The following is a 15126-nucleotide window of genomic DNA, read 5'->3' as shown; positions in this document are numbered from 1 at the left end:
CGTCTGACCTGATTGGGTCAGGCGTTTTTTTGTCGGCTGATTTAAAATAAAAAAATCCTGCAGCTGTACAGCCGCAGGATTAAAAATTTAAATTGAATTAGTTTTTGTGGAATGGTGATTTAACGAATTTGGCAGGTACTTCTTTGTTACGGACTTTGATGATGAATTCCTTATCAAGCTCGTAGAAATCAGTATCCACTAATGCGAAACCGATTGAACGTTTAGTCGTCGGTGACTGCGTTCCGCTCGTAACATACCCTACTTTGTTTCCTTCGTTATCGAAAACTTCGTAGTCTGTACGTGCAATTCCTTTGCCTGTAATCTCAAATGGAGACAGACGGCGTGGAATTCCGTTTTCTTTTTGTGCTTTTAAGACCGGCTGACCGATGAAATCGCCTTTGTCTACTTTAACAGCAAATCCAATGCGTGATTCAAGCGGTGAGATTTCAGGTGATAAGTCCTGGCCGTGAAGTGGAAGTCCCGCTTCAAGACGCAGTGTATCACGTGCACCAAGTCCGCATTCAACGGCACCGTTGTCTTTGAATAATTTCCACAGGTCAAGCGTGTCTTCAGGCTTACAGTATAGTTCGAAACCATCTTCTCCTGTGTATCCGCTTTGTGAAATAATTACATCTTTACCGTCCACTTTCGCATCAGTTACGAAATTGAACATCTTCATGTCTGACAGATCAGTTTCAGTGAATTTTTGTACTAACGCTCTTGCATTCGGACCCTGTACAGCGAGCTGACCGTAGTCTGCAGATACGTTTTCCACTTTCACATCGTATCCTTCGATAGCTGAAAGCCATTCGAAGTCTTCTTCAGTATTGCCTGCGTTAGGAATAAGCAGGTAGTCGTTTTCAGCAAGCTTGTAAATGACAAGATCGTCGATCACGCCGCCTTTTTCATTCGCAATTGCAGTGTATTGAGCTTTTGCATCTGTTAACTTAGAAACATCGTTAGTCAGTGCATAGTTTAAGAATTCTTCAGCCTGTGAACCTGTTACACGGATTTCACCCATGTGGCTGACATCGAAAATACCGACATCTTCTCTTACTGCAGTGTGTTCTTCTTTGATGCTTGAGAATTGAACAGGCATTTCCCAGCCGCCGAAGTCGACCAGTTTAGCACCGTTCTCATGATAGTACTCGTTTAAAGGTGTTCTTTTTAACTCACTCATTACAATTTCCTCCTCAAATAAATAAAACAGGACAGTGACTATTCGCTGTCCTGTTGAAATAATCTTCAGGATTACGTCGCAATACTGTCCTTTTGCCTGAGAGATTCACCGGAATCGGCTTGCTCCTTCGGCGACGCATAATGCGTTCTCTCCAGTATTATTCATCCGTAACTGTCTTGTGAATCCGTATACATTATAGTCATAATTTAATTGAAATAGCAAGCTGAATACTCATGATCCGTGATTCGTACGATTCATATGAGCGATGATTTCAGAGGCTGTTTCTTCTACGGTCTGAAGCGTGCTGACCTCGAGATCTGAAAGTGCTTTATATTTCCCGAGTCTCGACTGATAAAGATCCCGTACTTTTTCGATGTCCTGGTTTCCGAGCGGGCGGTTTTCATCCTGCTGAATACGCTTATACAATTTTTCGAACGGAGCATTCAAAAAATAAACCGGTCTGTTTTTCAGTTCAATTAAAGTGCTGTATGACTTCCCGTACGTCACTACCCCGCCGCCGGTTGCAATAATTACATCTTCCCCGAGGGTTTGTTTCAGCGCCTGAAATTCGTACTCCCTGAAAGCTGCTTCTCCTTCAGACGCAAAAATTTCAGGAATCGTCTGTCCTGCCAGTTCAGGAATAACTGCATCGAGATCGATGACCTTTTTGTTAAGCTGTTTTCCAAGTATGTGTGCGATAGTTGTTTTACCGCATCCCATAAAGCCGATTAATATCATATGCATAATCACCTAGTTTATTATTTGTTGGATTCTAGAAATATAGATTTCAATAAGATTCATGCGGATATCCAGTATCAGCTGAAATCTATTAAAGTAATGATAGTACACTCCGGCTAAATATATAAGTAAAAAGTATACGGATATGCTGAAAAATCCGTCATTGGCTGAAGATAAACGTTTCATTGGCAGCTCCTTTCAGTTCAAGCGTAATCGTTTTATCTGTTTCAGTTAATGTGAATGATTCGATATTAAACATCAGCGTGACAAAGCCGTCACCGTTTACGCTTTTAATAATCCGGCCGTTTGAATAACGGTAGGACACTTCGTCTTTGCCGGTGTTAAAGCTGATTGTCTGTCCGCTGATTTCTATTTCTTCAGCTGCATTGTACGTGTCGATAATATCCAGTGTGAAAATGTCGGTATCATAATAATCAGATACGGGTGTCAGTGACTGGAACATCACCAGTATATTCGGCATTACAGCCATAATCAGCGATGCAGTCATAAGCGACAAAAGTATTTCCATGTAGCTGAAACCGTCAGCTGCATATTTTTTTGAGCCGTTCATCACACGGCACCCCCGCCCCTTCCATAAATTTCCGCGCTGCCTTTATATAGTTTTCGGCCGAGTCATAACGTGTACTCATGTTGTACAGTTCACGGCAGACAGTCAGCTGCTCCATGCTCAGCGAGTCAGTCACTGATATATAAAGAATGCCCGGAATCATTAAAACGACGGCAGTAAATATAATAATTGACAGCAGACTGTCGTATAACAAAAATCCGTCACTGTTCAATTCGGAACCTCCCTTTCACGATCTGGAAAATAAACTTCACGGTCCTGCCGCTGCACGACAGATACACCGTACCAAAACCGCTGGTATCCCCGTTCGGTCTGTAGGAGAAGCGGCTCATCCCCTCTTCGGCGAGAGTGCATGCTTTCAGTTTGTACTGCGATATTATTTTGCGGTCGGGGTCCACGACGTCGATTGACTGTTTATCGTAATCCATCAGAACGGTGTAAGACCTGCCCGTTGCCATCGCATGCATCTGGGCACCCTGAAAAACATAGCTGACAGTCTCGATTTCATCACCGGTGTCATTTTGCCGGTAAACTGGTAAATGCGGCACGGATAATGACAGGATGATGCTGACGAGTAACAGGGTCAGCATCATTTCCATCATCGTAAAACCGTTACTCTCTTGCTGCTTCGCCATTAGTAATCGTAATTGATTCTCCGTTTTGGCAGCTGACCTGTTCAGCTGTTAAGTATTCCGGCACGAGGTCCTGAATGGATGATGGTCTGCCGCCTTCATTCAGCGTGTATGCCTCAATCTGACTCTGAACCATGCGCACCTGTGCTTCGCAGCCTGTGTCCTGTACATTTCTGCTCTGTGCAGCGATATTCGGGATGATCAGTATAATCAGCACGGATATAACGAGAAGCACCAGCAGCATTTCAATCAGTGTAAAGCCCTCTTCTTTTTGCTTAAACTTACGGTTCATCGTTTTTCTCATAATTATTTCCTCCTAGTTAATTTTACTCATCATGCCGAAAATCGGCATGACGATGACTAAATACAGACATACGATTAACAGCCCGAGAATTAAAAATATGACGGGCTGTATTTTCTTCGTTAAGCTTTCGATTTTAATAATGATATTTTCCAATGAGTATTCACTGTAAATAATCAGTTCCCGTCCGACGTCGCTGTTGTATTCACCGTGATTGACGAACACCGCGAGCCGTTTGTCGAGCATCTCCATTCCCGTAATGGCATCTCCGAGAGACCGGCCCTGCATGAGGTCTGTTTCTATAGTCCCTGCCGCAAGACTTAAATAACGATTGATTGTCTGCGTTTTAAACAGCAGAATAATTTCTTTTACTTCGAGTCCGTTATTTAAAAAGTATCCGAATTCACGCGAGAAGGTGTATGTGACGTAATATTTGAAATATGTTTTCACGACCGGTAATTTAAGCAGCAGTTTCGCTGCGAGTGCAGTATTTTTAAGGTTGATGATAATGAAGAGCACCATTGTGCCGAGTAGAACAAAAGCAGTAACGGCCAGTGCCGCATAAGGCAGGTAATTCAGTATGAGCGTAAGCACGTTGACGAGCATCGTTTTCTCTGTCTGCATCGCGCTGTACAGCTCGTTAAACTGCGGAATAACCGTATAGTTTAACAGGATGAGCATAATTATAAATATTGTCACGAGTACGAGCGGATACTGAAGTGTTTTAACAAGCTTTTGAACCGTGTTTTTCCGCGTCGTTAAATATTCTCCGGACTGTTCCAGATTCGATATAATTTCCCCGTGAATTTCAGCGAATGATACCTGCATAATAATCGACTTTGAAAAACCGAGATGTCTGAGGACAGCACTGAGCGATGCGCCGCTGTTTATCAGGCCGAGCATTGCCGTTTTGTCATCGCGTCTGATGACTTCGTACTGCTCGGTCAGAAATATCAGCGCCTGCTGCATCGTAAAACCGTTTTTTAAAAGCGCTGAAAGTTTCAGCAGAAAGTGTGCATCGTATTTACCGAGCTTATTGGAACGACCTCTTGTAATGGTTATATTCTTCATCACTCAGCGCTCCTTCACGGTAGATTTCAAGAAGCTTATCCTGAATTGTCGAATAAGCGGCGGTCCCGCCGTTTAAATATGTTTTAATCATTTCCTGATCCATGTATTCATAAAGAATATATGAACCCTTCGCGGTATGAATCAGCCGCTGATTGACGATAAGTGAAATACTTTCCGCCATTTCCTCTTTGTACAGCCCGTAATCTTTCAGACGTGTCAGCGTGCTCAGTGCACTTTTACTGTGGAAGGTGCTGAGTACCAGATGTCCGGACAGGCTTGTTTTCAACAGCTCTTCTGCGATGATTCTGTCCCTTATTTCCCCGAACATTATAATGTCGGGGTCACAGCGCAGCACACCCCTGATAAGTGGACCGTAGGTTAATTTGGCCTTATCGTTAATTTCAACCTGAACCAGTCCGTCGATATCGAATTCAACCGGGTCTTCAACGCTGATAATCTGTCGCGAGCCTTCTTTAACCACGCCCGCTGCCAGTCTGTACATCACGGTACTTTTCCCTGATCCTGTCGGTCCTGTAAAGAGAATGAGTCCCTGTGAGAGCTTCATGTACGACGAGAGGAAATCATAGTCTTCATCTTTATAAAAAAGATCTGCCGACGATTTTTCTGCACTCGTGTTCAGCAGTCTGATGACTGTAATTTCTTTCATAATCGAGAGCGGAAGTGTGCTGATGCGTATACTGCACAGCAGCTCACCGATATAAAAGTCAGTTCTGCCGCTCTGCGGCACTTTGTGCTCGTTGATGTCCAGTTCTGCAATGAACTTTAAATAGTTGATCAGCCGCTTTAAAATATCCGGCTCCAGTGTTCTGACATACATCATTTTTCCACGGACTCTCTTTTTTACCGAGCCTCCTGATTTTTCAAACGTAATATGAATATCACTTGCGCTGCTGTCATATGCATCCTTAATTATTGATTCTGCAAGTTCCTTCAAAAAAACACCTCCTACCCTATATATAGGCGAAAAGTGCGTTTTCCTTTTAAAAAAGTTACTTTAATACAAAAATAGCAAAACTGGTTTACTTTTTACACAAACCTCCATAGTTTTGGAATTTAATTACAGCGGAATTATGCGAATTGCTATTTACATTGCTCTTGTTATTATCTATAATTGAATTTAATGATATGTGAAATTATTCAGGTGGGAGGATGTATCACATGGATAAAGTATTTAAAATGCTTGGGTTCTGGACTGCAATTTTTGCAATTCTGTTCTATGTAGGAGATATGGTAGGCGTTTCACTGTTCTTCGTAGCACAGACCGGATTCTTCGTGTTACTTGGCTATATGAAATTAACTGAAAGAATGTACATGTACGTATTTGCTGCATATTTAATCTTGTTCTTCATCGGCTTTACATACTTCACAACATTCTTACTTGAACCATCATTTGGTAACGAAATCTAATTAAACTAAAAAGCAGGCGCACTCCGGTGCCCTGCTTTTTTAATTGGTTTACAATGAGTAAATATTAAAATTATTGAATACAGATAAAAAAGCAGTCCGAACATCATCTGATGTTCGGACTGTCGTGTCTGCCTATCTTACGTACGGATTATTTTCTTTCTCATCACCGATTGTTGTCGGGATATTATGCCCTGCGTAAACCGTCGTTTCCGGTGGAAGTTTGTAAAGTTTTTCCCTGATTGAATGCATCAGCTCCGCTGTGCTGCCGCCGTACAGATCAGTACGCCCGACCCCTTTGTTGAATAATACGTCTCCGGAAATGACGAAATCATCGAATTTATAGCTCAGTGAGCCCGGTGAATGGCCTGGCGTATGAATGACATCGAAATTAAAGGCCCCTACAGCCGCTTTACCTTCTTTTAAGGTATTCGGTGTCACCGAGGAAGTAATCTCCTCAGTGAAGCGGATTGAGCCGTTTTTAGAGATGTCTGTGAGCCAGTCTGTTTCTATGTCCGACATATAGACATCTGCGCCTGTAAATGCCTGTACTTCATCCAGTGCGCCGAAGTGATCGTAATGCGTGTGTGTCAGCAGTATGCCGTCGACCGGCAGTCCGATATCCTTCAGCTTGCCGATAATTGCACCGGGTTCCGCCGATGGATCAATTACGAGCAGGCGTTCACCGTTATCGACGATATAGCAGTTAGTCTGTAAAGCCCCTAAAGGCATTCTTGTTATTTTCATTAATAATCACCCTCCAAAATGTTCTCGACAAAAGTATATATTAATTATACAATATTATTAAGTGATTGTTTAAAGAGAAAGATTAGGGGGTCAATTATAATGCCTTTCTTCGATACAGGAGAATTATTTACTATTGGTGGTGTTTCCATCAGAATCGGTATTAATGCACTTGCGATTCTAATGGGCCTGGTAGCAGTATTTGGAGTATTTGGACTTGTTAACTCTATGAAAGCTAAAAACCTTCTTGGTGCAGGCTTCAGCGCAGTAACAGTTCTTGTTTTTGGACTCTGGACACTTGCAACAATATTCACATTCGGCTATCCGGATCTTGGTTAATTAAATTAATGAATAAGAAAACTCCCTTCCGGGTAATCCGGAAGGGAGTTTTTAAATGTTATAAATGATTTTTGGCTGTTTCAAGCTGCTGTCTGACAGCTTCAGTCCCTGTTGAGCCGTAGCTGATTCTTCTGTTTACGACAACTTTAGGTGACAATATTTCATAGATATCTTCTTCAATGACGCTGCTCGCTGCTTTAAATTCATCGAGCGGCATATCTTTCAGATAAATGTTCTGATTAATACATGTCAGCACCAGTTTGCCGACTATTTCATGAGAGTCTCTGAAAGGTATACCTTTCGCCACTAAATAGTCCGCAAGCTCAGTCGCATTCGAAAAGTCTTCAGTCACTGCTTCTTCAAGCACTTCCTCGTTAATCGTAAGCGTGTCGAGCATGCCGTTCATAATTTTAAGAGAGCCTTTAATCGTTGTTAACGAATCAAACAGGCCTTCCTTGTCTTCCTGCATATCTTTGTTGTATGTCAGCGGCAGGCCTTTTAAGAGCATCAGCATAGACATAAGGTGTCCTGCTGTACGCCCGCTCTTACCGCGGATTAATTCAGCCATATCCGGATTTTTCTTCTGCGGCATCATCGATGAGCCTGTCGTAAACGCGTCGCTCAGCGTGACGAAGTTTGCCTCGTCCGTCGTCCAGAAAATCAATTCTTCGGACAATCTCGATAAGTGGACCATCGTCAGCGAGATATTGGATAATGTTTCCACGATATAGTCTCTGTCGCTGACTGCGTCCATGCTGTTGTGGTAAATACCTGAAAAGCCGAGTTCGTCCTTCGTCTGGAAACGGTCGATATTAAATGTTGTACCGCTGATTGCTCCCGCACCGAGCGGAGATACATCGATACGTTTTAATGAATCGTTAAAACGTGATTTGTCGCGTTCAAGCATCCAGAAATAAGTCAGTATGTGATGAGAGAAAAGTATCGGCTGTGCCCGCTGCAGGTGTGTGTAGCCCGGCATGATGACATCTATATGCTTTTCGGCCAGCCTGATAATCGTCTGCTGCAGCAGTTCCACACTTTGAATGACAGTGTTGACTTCTTTTTTAACATATAAATGCATATCCGTTGCAACCTGATCATTTCTGCTTCTGGCTGTATGAAGTTTCCCGCCAGCTGCACCGATTTTTTCAATCAGCTTCGCTTCAACATTCATATGAATGTCTTCCTGCGATACGCTGAATGTCAATTTACCGTTATTATAATCATCCAGAATACTGAGCAGTCCTTCTTTAATAAGACTGTTCTCCTCTTCTGTAATAATATCCTGTGCACAAAGCATGTTTGCGTGGGCAATACTGCCGTTAATATCTTCTTCAATCAAAACTTTATCAAAATGGATGGAAGCGTTAAACTCTTCCACCCATGATATTGACTCTTCCTGGAACCTGCCGCCCCAAGCTTTTTTACTCATCCACAGCAACTCCCTGTTCAAGCATTGCTTTAACTTTAGTCGGAAGACCGAAAATTTCGATGAATCCTACAGATGCTTCCTGGTTGAATGCATCTTCTTTCGTGTATGTTGCAAGTTTCTCATTATAAAGGCTGTTCTCAGACTTACGTCCTTTCACAATTACATTACCTTTGTATAATTCAACACGAACTTCGCCGTTTACAGGCTGCTGCATGTCTTTTAATGTCGCTCTCAGCGTGTCTGATAACGGAGTGAACCATAATCCGTTATACACCTGTTCTGTATATTTCTGCTCTACTACCGGTTTGAAGTGGGCAATATCTTTAGTCAGCGTAATTGTTTCAAGATCGTGTTTTGCAGTCATGATAACTTTCGCTGCGGGTGTTTCGTAAATTTCTCTCGATTTAATACCGACAAGTCTGTTTTCAACGTGGTCAATTCTGCCGATACCGTGTTTCCCGGCAACGCCGTTCAGGTGCAGAATTAACTCGTGAAGTTCAAACTTCTCACCGTTAACTGCGACCGGCAATCCTTTTTCGTAAGTAATTAATAACTCTTCAGCTTCGTCCGGTGCATCTTTAATGTTAACTGTTAAATCGTATGCATCTTCCGGAGGGGCTGCCCAAGGATCTTCAAGGATACCGCACTCGTTACTTCTGCCCCATAAGTTCTGGTCTACAGAGTACGGTGAATCCAGATCGATTGGAATTGGAATGTTGTGTTCTTTTGCGTATTCAATTTCCTCTTCTCTTGACCATGTCCACTCACGAACCGGTGCAAGTACTTTAATTGTCGGATCCAGTGATTTAATCGCCACTTCGAAACGAACCTGGTCGTTCCCTTTACCTGTACAGCCGTGGGCTACATAGTCCGCATTTGTTTCGTGGGCGATTTCCACTAATTTTTTAGAAATTAACGGACGGCTCAATGCAGAAACTAATGGATACTTCTCTTCGTACATTGAGTTTCCGTAAATTGTATATGCAACAAAGTCTTCTGCAAACTCTTTTTGCGTGTTTATGATGTGACATTCGCTGGCACCCATTTTTAGTGCTTTGTCATGAATCAGTTCCAGGTCCTTGCCTTCACCGACATCTAAACATACCGCTACTACATCGAATCCTTTATCGATAAACCATTGAATCGTTACGCTTGTGTCCAACCCGCCTGAATATGCTAATACTACTTTTTTCTGTGCCATATATTGTCACCTCATAAGTTATTTGTTTAATTGATATTTTATATACTATCATCATAAACTTACATAATCAAGTATAATTATACATAAATATTAATTCGCTTCGTCGACGAGTATCTGAAGCTCTTTGTCTTCTACCGGTGTATCCAGTCTGCTTATGGCTTCGTTCATGTTTTCGAAGTCCTGGGCCTTTCTGAATTCAAGTATTTTTTCTTTTGCTGCCAGTTCATTTGCAGGGTTCATTTCGTAACTTTTATCCACATACTCCTGCCCTTTTTCTGGATTACCTGACTCAATATACAGTTTACCGAGTAAATAATAGGTCATGTCTGTTGCGACTTCTTTATTGATTGAATTGTTTACGACTGCAAGCGCTTCGTCGTAATCACCTTTTTTATAATAGTACATCGCTTCATCATCCATCGGGTGAATGGAAGTCTGCTGATTCATGCCGAAGTGGCTGAACATTGCAAACAGAACTAAAACTGCGGCAGCAATCAGCGTGTATTTAAACTTAATCCGGCGGAAATTATATATAACAGCAAGCAGAGCGCCGACAATCAGTCCCCCGATATGTGCATAATGATTAATATTTGCAAGGAACATGGATAACGCTGAAACCACTGCAAATACTGCGATGATTTGGATAATCAGTTTAATTTTAATCTGTCTTGTGATTAATAAATGCATAATAATTAATCCCAGCAGTCCGTATACAGCCCCGCTCGCTCCAAGTGAAATCCCTTCGGTAACGAAAACAAGCGAAAACAGGCTCGCGATGGTGCCTGCTGCAAGATACGTAATCAACAGATGCCACGGAGTGTATATCCCTTCGACAAATTTACCGAGTATATACAGTGCAAAAATGTTAAACAGAAAATGGCTGATGCCGACGTGCAGAAAAGAACTGGTGACGAGTCTGTAGTATTCACCTGACGATACTTCATAATGACTCACAGCCAGCAGATTCGTCAGCTCGTATGTATTAAAGAGATGTACGAAGATTAAATTGATCAGCAGTACAATTGTATTTAATGTAACGAGCAGCAATGTCATCGGCGTGAATTTAATCATATATTTTTCAAATGGGTGACGGGACATCAGACGTCGTTTGTAAAACGCATCATCTTTCGGCTTTTTGTATTTCATATCTATCTTGTAGAAAGGATTGGATATTATTTTTTCCAGATTGTTCACAGTACGGTGATTGACTCTCAATGTTTTCGACTTGAACTTCCGTGTGAACTTTTTCCCTGTCAGATGATACAGATTAATTACCTTAACCGGAAATCCGGCAATACCGGACAGGTTATCCTGGGAGTTAAAAATGTTATCAGTAATTTCTTCCAGTTCACTGTCCGGAAGGTCCAGATCTATCAGACACATCAGCGTCTTCTTCTTACGATCCTTCAGCCAGATAATTTCTGTGTCATTATCATAATGAAGGAAATCATAATTTGTATATTTCGCAACTTCGAATGCTGCCTGCCATTTATTTTTCATTTTCTCTCACTTCTTTAACATTAAATATTTCTTTATCAGTGATTAATGCATCCACCGGCAGGTCATGTTCCATAACGATCGTTTCACCAATCTGCTCACTGAAAATTAAGGACGCAGTCGAACCGCCGAAATTTGTCAGGAAACGGTCGTAAAACCCGCCGCCGTAGCCGATACGGTAACCGTCCGGACTGAAGATCAGACCGGGTACAATTAACAGATCCACATCGTTGTTAACCGGTGCAGCCGTATCAGGTATTGGAATATTCTTCTCGTCTGTCGTCACTTCATCTCTTGAAGTCAGGCGGTGGAATGTCATAGATTTATCGTCGTAATGACACTGCGGTGAATAGACTTCAACATCCATTGCGAGCAGTTCATCGATCAGTTTCCACGTATCATATTCGATTTTCATCGGCAGCACGATGCCGACACTTTTAAATCCGCGTGATGCGATGTATTCTTTTGCATGGACTGTTATATTATCTGCAGCAGCATTTTTATCATCCGTATCCATATTCTTTAAAATACTGATCATATTTTGACGCAGTTCTTTTTTCGACATTAATAAAACCCCTTCACTATTTAATTCTTACTTATTATATATTCTATATGAATAAAGAAAAAACCTCCAGAATTACTGGAGGTTCAGAGCTATTCACTTTTGGATTTTTCGTACGGGTCACCGGTATGAATATAGTAAATATGTTCTGCGATACTTTTGATGTGGTCGCCGATACGTTCGAGGTACTTCGCTGTCAGCTGAATTTGTCCTGTCAGGAATGCATCGGACTCTTCGAATATGTCCGACGTCGTAATCTGTACAAACACTGCGTCGATATCCTGATCTCTCAAAATAATTTCGTGCAGCAGATCCATGTCATCTTCCTTAAAGGCAGTATATACATCTTCCAGCATTAATGAAGCGAGACGCTCCATCGTTTTAAATCGGAGCAGCGTACGTTCATTCGTAATCTTAATACGTTTTCTGACCTCTGCGACATTGCTGATATTGTCGGCAATACGTTCTAAATTATCTGCAATTTTTATACAGGATATGATCATTCTTAAATCTGTCGCGACCGGCTGCTGTGTCGTAATTAAATTAATCGCATGCGCATTGATGTCTGCTTCCATCTTATTAATTTCTGAATCGTCGCGGACGACCTGACGTGCTTCATCGATGTTTTCTGCAACGAGAATTTCCACCGTACGCGCCAGTCGTTTGTGACATTCTTCTCCAAGGTTAATACATTCGTTAATCAGTGCATGAAGCTGCTCATGAAACTTTTCACGGTACAATGTCATATATTAGCCGAATCTGCCTGACACGTAGTCTTCTGTACGCTTGTCAGAAGGATTTTCAAAAATAACATTCGTATCATCTGATTCAACAACGTATCCCTGGTAGAAGAAAGAAGTTCTGTCCGACACACGTGCAGCCTGCTGCATGTTGTGCGTAACGATAATGATGCTGTAATCTTTTTTAAGTTCCTGCATTAAGTCTTCAATCTTAGTCGTAGAAATTGGATCCAGCGCACTTGTCGGTTCATCCATAAGAATAACTTCCGGCTCTACAGCAAGCGCACGTGCGATGCAGATACGCTGCTGCTGTCCGCCAGACAGGCCGTATGCATTGTCGTTAAGACGGTCTTTAACTTCGTCCCAGATCGATGCACTGCGGAGTGATTTTTCAACCACTTCGTCAAGAACAGACTTCTTCTTAATGCCGTGTACACGCGGTCCGTATGCAACGTTATCGTAAATTGACTTCGGGAACGGGTTCGGTTTCTGGAAAACCATGCCGACACGTGTTCTTAATTCCTCAACTGACATACCGCTGTTGAAAATATCATCGCCGCGGAAGTCGATTTCCCCTTCAGTACGGACGATTGGTACTAACTCAGTCATGCGGTTTAAAGATTTAACAAATGTCGACTTACCGCATCCTGACGGTCCGATAATCGCATTGATGTCGTTTTCGTGGAATGTTAAATTAATGTCCTGCAGTGCGTGGTTATCACCATACCAGAGGTTAAAGTTTTTTGACTGAAAGACGATCTTTTTATCTTCCTGGATAATCGGAGACTGCTCTGTATTCTCGTTTTGTGTATTTTGTTTAACTGTAGTTTTTAGTTCTACCATTTTTAAAACTCCTCTAATTAATTAATATCTTTGCGAAAACTTATTGCGGATAAAGATCGCGACCGAGTTCATCAGAAGCAGGATAACAAGCAGGACGATAATGCCCGCTGCTGCAATATACTGGAACTCTTCGTTCGGCATTTTAACCCAGCTGTATATCTGCATCGGCATTGCCTGGAATGAATCGAATACACTTGTCGGTGTGACGAGCAGTGTAGTCGGTACTCCGATAACTACAAGCGGTGCTGTTTCACCGATTGCACGTGAAATTGCTAAAATAATTCCGGTAATAATTCCCGGAATTGCTGCCGGTAAAATGATTCTTGAAACTGTCTGCCATTTCGTTGCGCCCATACCGATAGATGCTTCACGTACAGATGCCGGCACTGCACGAATTGCTTCCTGTGATGCGACGACGATCACCGGAAGAATCATCAGTGCAAGTGTCAGTCCTGCTGCGAGTACCGAATTGCCAAGTGCAAGCGCGCGGACGAACATTGCCAGGCCGAGAAGACCAAATACAACTGAAGGTACGCCTGCCAGGTTTGAAATATTTATTTTTATGAAATCTGTAAATTTATTTTTTGGTGCATATTCTTCCAGATATAAAGCTGTCCCGACTGACAGAACGATTGCTACAGGTGTCGTGACAAGCATCAGCCACAAGGAGCCGATAATCGCCCCGAAAAATCCTGCGTTCGATGCTCTCGACGAGTTGAAGTTCGTCAGAAAGTCCATGTTGAGACGGCTCCAGCCGTCCATCAGTGTATCTGTAATCAGCATTATGAGTACTGCAAGGCCGAACATCGTGCACAGGAAGAACAACCATTTAAAAAGCTGGTTACCAGATTGTCTGCGGCTGCGTTTTCTGGCAATAATATCTTTATCTATTAAAGTCATTATTAATACTCCTCCTTATATTTCTTCGTAAACCACGATGCGATGACGTTCATTAAAAGTGTCATAATGAAGAGTGTCATACCGACCGCAAACAGGCTGTAGTATAAGTTTGTTCCAAATGCTGCATCACCTGAAGTAATCTGGACGATAAATCCGGTCATCGTCTGCAGCGGTTCAGTCACATCGAAACTTGCGTTTGGTGTTGAACCTGCGGCAATTGACACGATCATCGTTTCACCGATTGCACGTGATATTGCTAATACGAATGATGCAACGATACCTGAGAATGCTGCCGGAAGTACTACTTTAACAGCTGTTTCAAATCGTGTTGCACCCATACCGAGTGAGCCTTCCCTCATTGCACGGGGCACTGAACTCATTGCGTCTTCACTTAAGCTCGCAATCATCGGAATAATCATAATCCCTACGACGATACCTGCTGATACCGCATTGTACAATCCGAATCCACTGTATATACCCTGGAGGATGGGGTTAACAAAGTTGATTGCAAAGAAACCGTAAACGACAGTCGGAATACCTGCCAGCACTTCCAATACAGGTTTGATAATACGTCTCACTTTTTCAGTAGCATATTCACTTAAATAAATTGCAGCACCAAGACCGATCGGTACAGCGAATATCACTGCGATTACTACAATTTTAAGCGTGCCCATAATCAGTGCCCAGATGCCCCACTGGCCTTCTCCGACGTATGGCTGCCATGTAGCTGAAGTCAGGAACTCAGTAATCGGCACACGTGAAAAGAATTCAAATGACTCTGACAGTAATGTGTAAAGAATACCGATAGTTGCGAGAATGGAAACTGAAGTAATTAAAAGTAAAATGACTGGAATCAATTTCTCAACAATATTGGATTTACTTCTTGTATTTTTAATAATTTGATCTCTGATTTTGTTATTGCTCATTTTAAAGCC

General features: G+C 42.2%; 19 protein-coding genes and 1 riboswitch. Of the genes, 2 read left to right on the top strand and 17 right to left on the bottom strand.

Translation table 11 applies throughout. The features are described 5' to 3' along the window. Positions 1-97: 97 nt before the first annotated feature. From gcvT to RZ44_RS03810, 8 genes are all read right to left on the bottom strand, one after another. On the bottom strand, positions 98-1180 hold the full coding sequence (gcvT, locus tag RZ44_RS03845; RefSeq protein ID WP_035808688.1) for a glycine cleavage system aminomethyltransferase GcvT: 1083 nt from the start codon (positions 1178-1180) through the stop codon (positions 98-100). A 74-nt stretch (positions 1181-1254) separates the two neighbouring features. Further along, a riboswitch (glycine riboswitch) is annotated at positions 1255-1345 on the bottom strand. Positions 1346-1411: 66 nt separating this feature from the next. Then, positions 1412-1918 carry a shikimate kinase gene (locus RZ44_RS03840; protein ID WP_052108778.1) on the bottom strand — a complete coding sequence of 169 codons (507 nt, stop codon included), beginning with the start codon at positions 1916-1918 and terminating at the stop codon, positions 1412-1414. A 160-nt stretch (positions 1919-2078) separates the two neighbouring features. Further along, the gene (locus RZ44_RS03835) at positions 2079-2489 is read right to left on the bottom strand and encodes a ComGF family competence protein (RefSeq protein ID WP_052108777.1); all 411 of its coding nucleotides are present in this window, start codon (positions 2487-2489) and stop codon (positions 2079-2081) included. Continuing rightward, complete coding sequence (locus RZ44_RS03830; protein WP_035808680.1) at positions 2461-2718, bottom strand: hypothetical protein; 258 nt, start codon at positions 2716-2718, stop codon at positions 2461-2463. Before RZ44_RS03830 ends, RZ44_RS03835 begins: the two co-directional genes overlap by 29 nt. Then, on the bottom strand, positions 2708-3139 hold the full coding sequence (locus RZ44_RS03825) for a prepilin-type N-terminal cleavage/methylation domain-containing protein (RefSeq protein WP_052108776.1): 432 nt from the start codon (positions 3137-3139) through the stop codon (positions 2708-2710). Before RZ44_RS03825 ends, RZ44_RS03830 begins: the two co-directional genes overlap by 11 nt. Next, on the bottom strand, positions 3117-3440 hold the full coding sequence (comGC, locus tag RZ44_RS03820; protein WP_231856248.1) for a competence type IV pilus major pilin ComGC: 324 nt from the start codon (positions 3438-3440) through the stop codon (positions 3117-3119). Before comGC ends, RZ44_RS03825 begins: the two co-directional genes overlap by 23 nt. 12 nt (positions 3441-3452) lie before the next feature. Beyond that, positions 3453-4508, bottom strand: coding sequence for a competence type IV pilus assembly protein ComGB (comGB, locus tag RZ44_RS03815; protein ID WP_035808679.1), 1056 nt, complete (start codon positions 4506-4508; stop codon positions 3453-3455). Beyond that, positions 4471-5463 carry an ATPase, T2SS/T4P/T4SS family gene (locus tag RZ44_RS03810; RefSeq protein ID WP_035808678.1) on the bottom strand — a complete coding sequence of 331 codons (993 nt, stop codon included), beginning with the start codon at positions 5461-5463 and terminating at the stop codon, positions 4471-4473. Before RZ44_RS03810 ends, comGB begins: the two co-directional genes overlap by 38 nt. A 224-nt stretch (positions 5464-5687) precedes the next feature. On the opposite strand from RZ44_RS03810, the gene RZ44_RS03805 reads away from it, so the two are divergent. Further along, positions 5688-5936 carry a DUF2626 family protein gene (locus RZ44_RS03805; protein WP_035808676.1) on the top strand — a complete coding sequence of 83 codons (249 nt, stop codon included), beginning with the start codon at positions 5688-5690 and terminating at the stop codon, positions 5934-5936. A 132-nt stretch (positions 5937-6068) separates the two neighbouring features. Here the strand turns inward: RZ44_RS03805 and RZ44_RS03800 are convergent, their stop codons facing one another. Beyond that, on the bottom strand, positions 6069-6680 hold the full coding sequence (locus RZ44_RS03800) for an MBL fold metallo-hydrolase (protein ID WP_035808673.1): 612 nt from the start codon (positions 6678-6680) through the stop codon (positions 6069-6071). Positions 6681-6779: 99 nt separating this feature from the next. Here RZ44_RS03800 and RZ44_RS03795 point away from each other — a divergent pair, with 99 nt between their 5' ends. After that, positions 6780-7016, top strand: a complete 237-nt coding sequence (locus RZ44_RS03795; protein WP_035808671.1) for a DUF2759 domain-containing protein — start codon at positions 6780-6782, stop codon at positions 7014-7016. Between the two features lie 58 nt (positions 7017-7074). On the opposite strand, the gene argH is transcribed toward RZ44_RS03795, so the two are convergent. From argH to pstC, 8 genes are all read right to left on the bottom strand, one after another. Further along, positions 7075-8448, bottom strand: coding sequence for an argininosuccinate lyase (argH, locus tag RZ44_RS03790; RefSeq protein WP_035808668.1), 1374 nt, complete (start codon positions 8446-8448; stop codon positions 7075-7077). Then, positions 8441-9649 (bottom strand): argininosuccinate synthase, encoded by a 1209-nt coding sequence (locus RZ44_RS03785; RefSeq protein ID WP_035808663.1) that lies wholly within the window; start codon positions 9647-9649, stop codon positions 8441-8443. The genes argH and RZ44_RS03785 overlap by 8 nt, the downstream gene beginning before the upstream one ends. A 90-nt stretch (positions 9650-9739) precedes the next feature. Further along, positions 9740-11149, bottom strand: a complete 1410-nt coding sequence (locus tag RZ44_RS03780; protein ID WP_035808660.1) for a rhomboid family protein — start codon at positions 11147-11149, stop codon at positions 9740-9742. Continuing rightward, positions 11139-11711: a 5-formyltetrahydrofolate cyclo-ligase gene (locus RZ44_RS03775; protein WP_035808657.1), complete on the bottom strand. Its 573-nt coding sequence runs from the start codon at positions 11709-11711 to the stop codon at positions 11139-11141. Before RZ44_RS03775 ends, RZ44_RS03780 begins: the two co-directional genes overlap by 11 nt. An 89-nt stretch (positions 11712-11800) precedes the next feature. Continuing rightward, positions 11801-12454: a phosphate signaling complex protein PhoU gene (phoU, locus tag RZ44_RS03770; RefSeq protein ID WP_035808656.1), complete on the bottom strand. Its 654-nt coding sequence runs from the start codon at positions 12452-12454 to the stop codon at positions 11801-11803. Positions 12455-12457: 3 nt separating this feature from the next. Continuing rightward, positions 12458-13291, bottom strand: coding sequence for a phosphate ABC transporter ATP-binding protein PstB (gene pstB, locus RZ44_RS03765; RefSeq protein WP_035808654.1), 834 nt, complete (start codon positions 13289-13291; stop codon positions 12458-12460). Positions 13292-13312: 21 nt separating this feature from the next. Next, entirely contained in the window at positions 13313-14191 is an 879-nt protein-coding gene (gene pstA, locus RZ44_RS03760) for a phosphate ABC transporter permease PstA (protein WP_035808652.1), read from the bottom strand. Positions 14192-14193: 2 nt separating this feature from the next. After that, entirely contained in the window at positions 14194-15117 is a 924-nt protein-coding gene (gene pstC, locus RZ44_RS03755) for a phosphate ABC transporter permease subunit PstC (protein ID WP_035808650.1), read from the bottom strand. Positions 15118-15126: the final 9 nt, after the last annotated feature.

This window comes from Jeotgalicoccus saudimassiliensis (genome assembly GCF_000756715.1).
Lineage (GTDB): Bacteria > Bacillota > Bacilli > Staphylococcales > Salinicoccaceae > Jeotgalicoccus > Jeotgalicoccus saudimassiliensis.
This window is presented reverse-complemented; position numbering and strand designations above follow the sequence as displayed.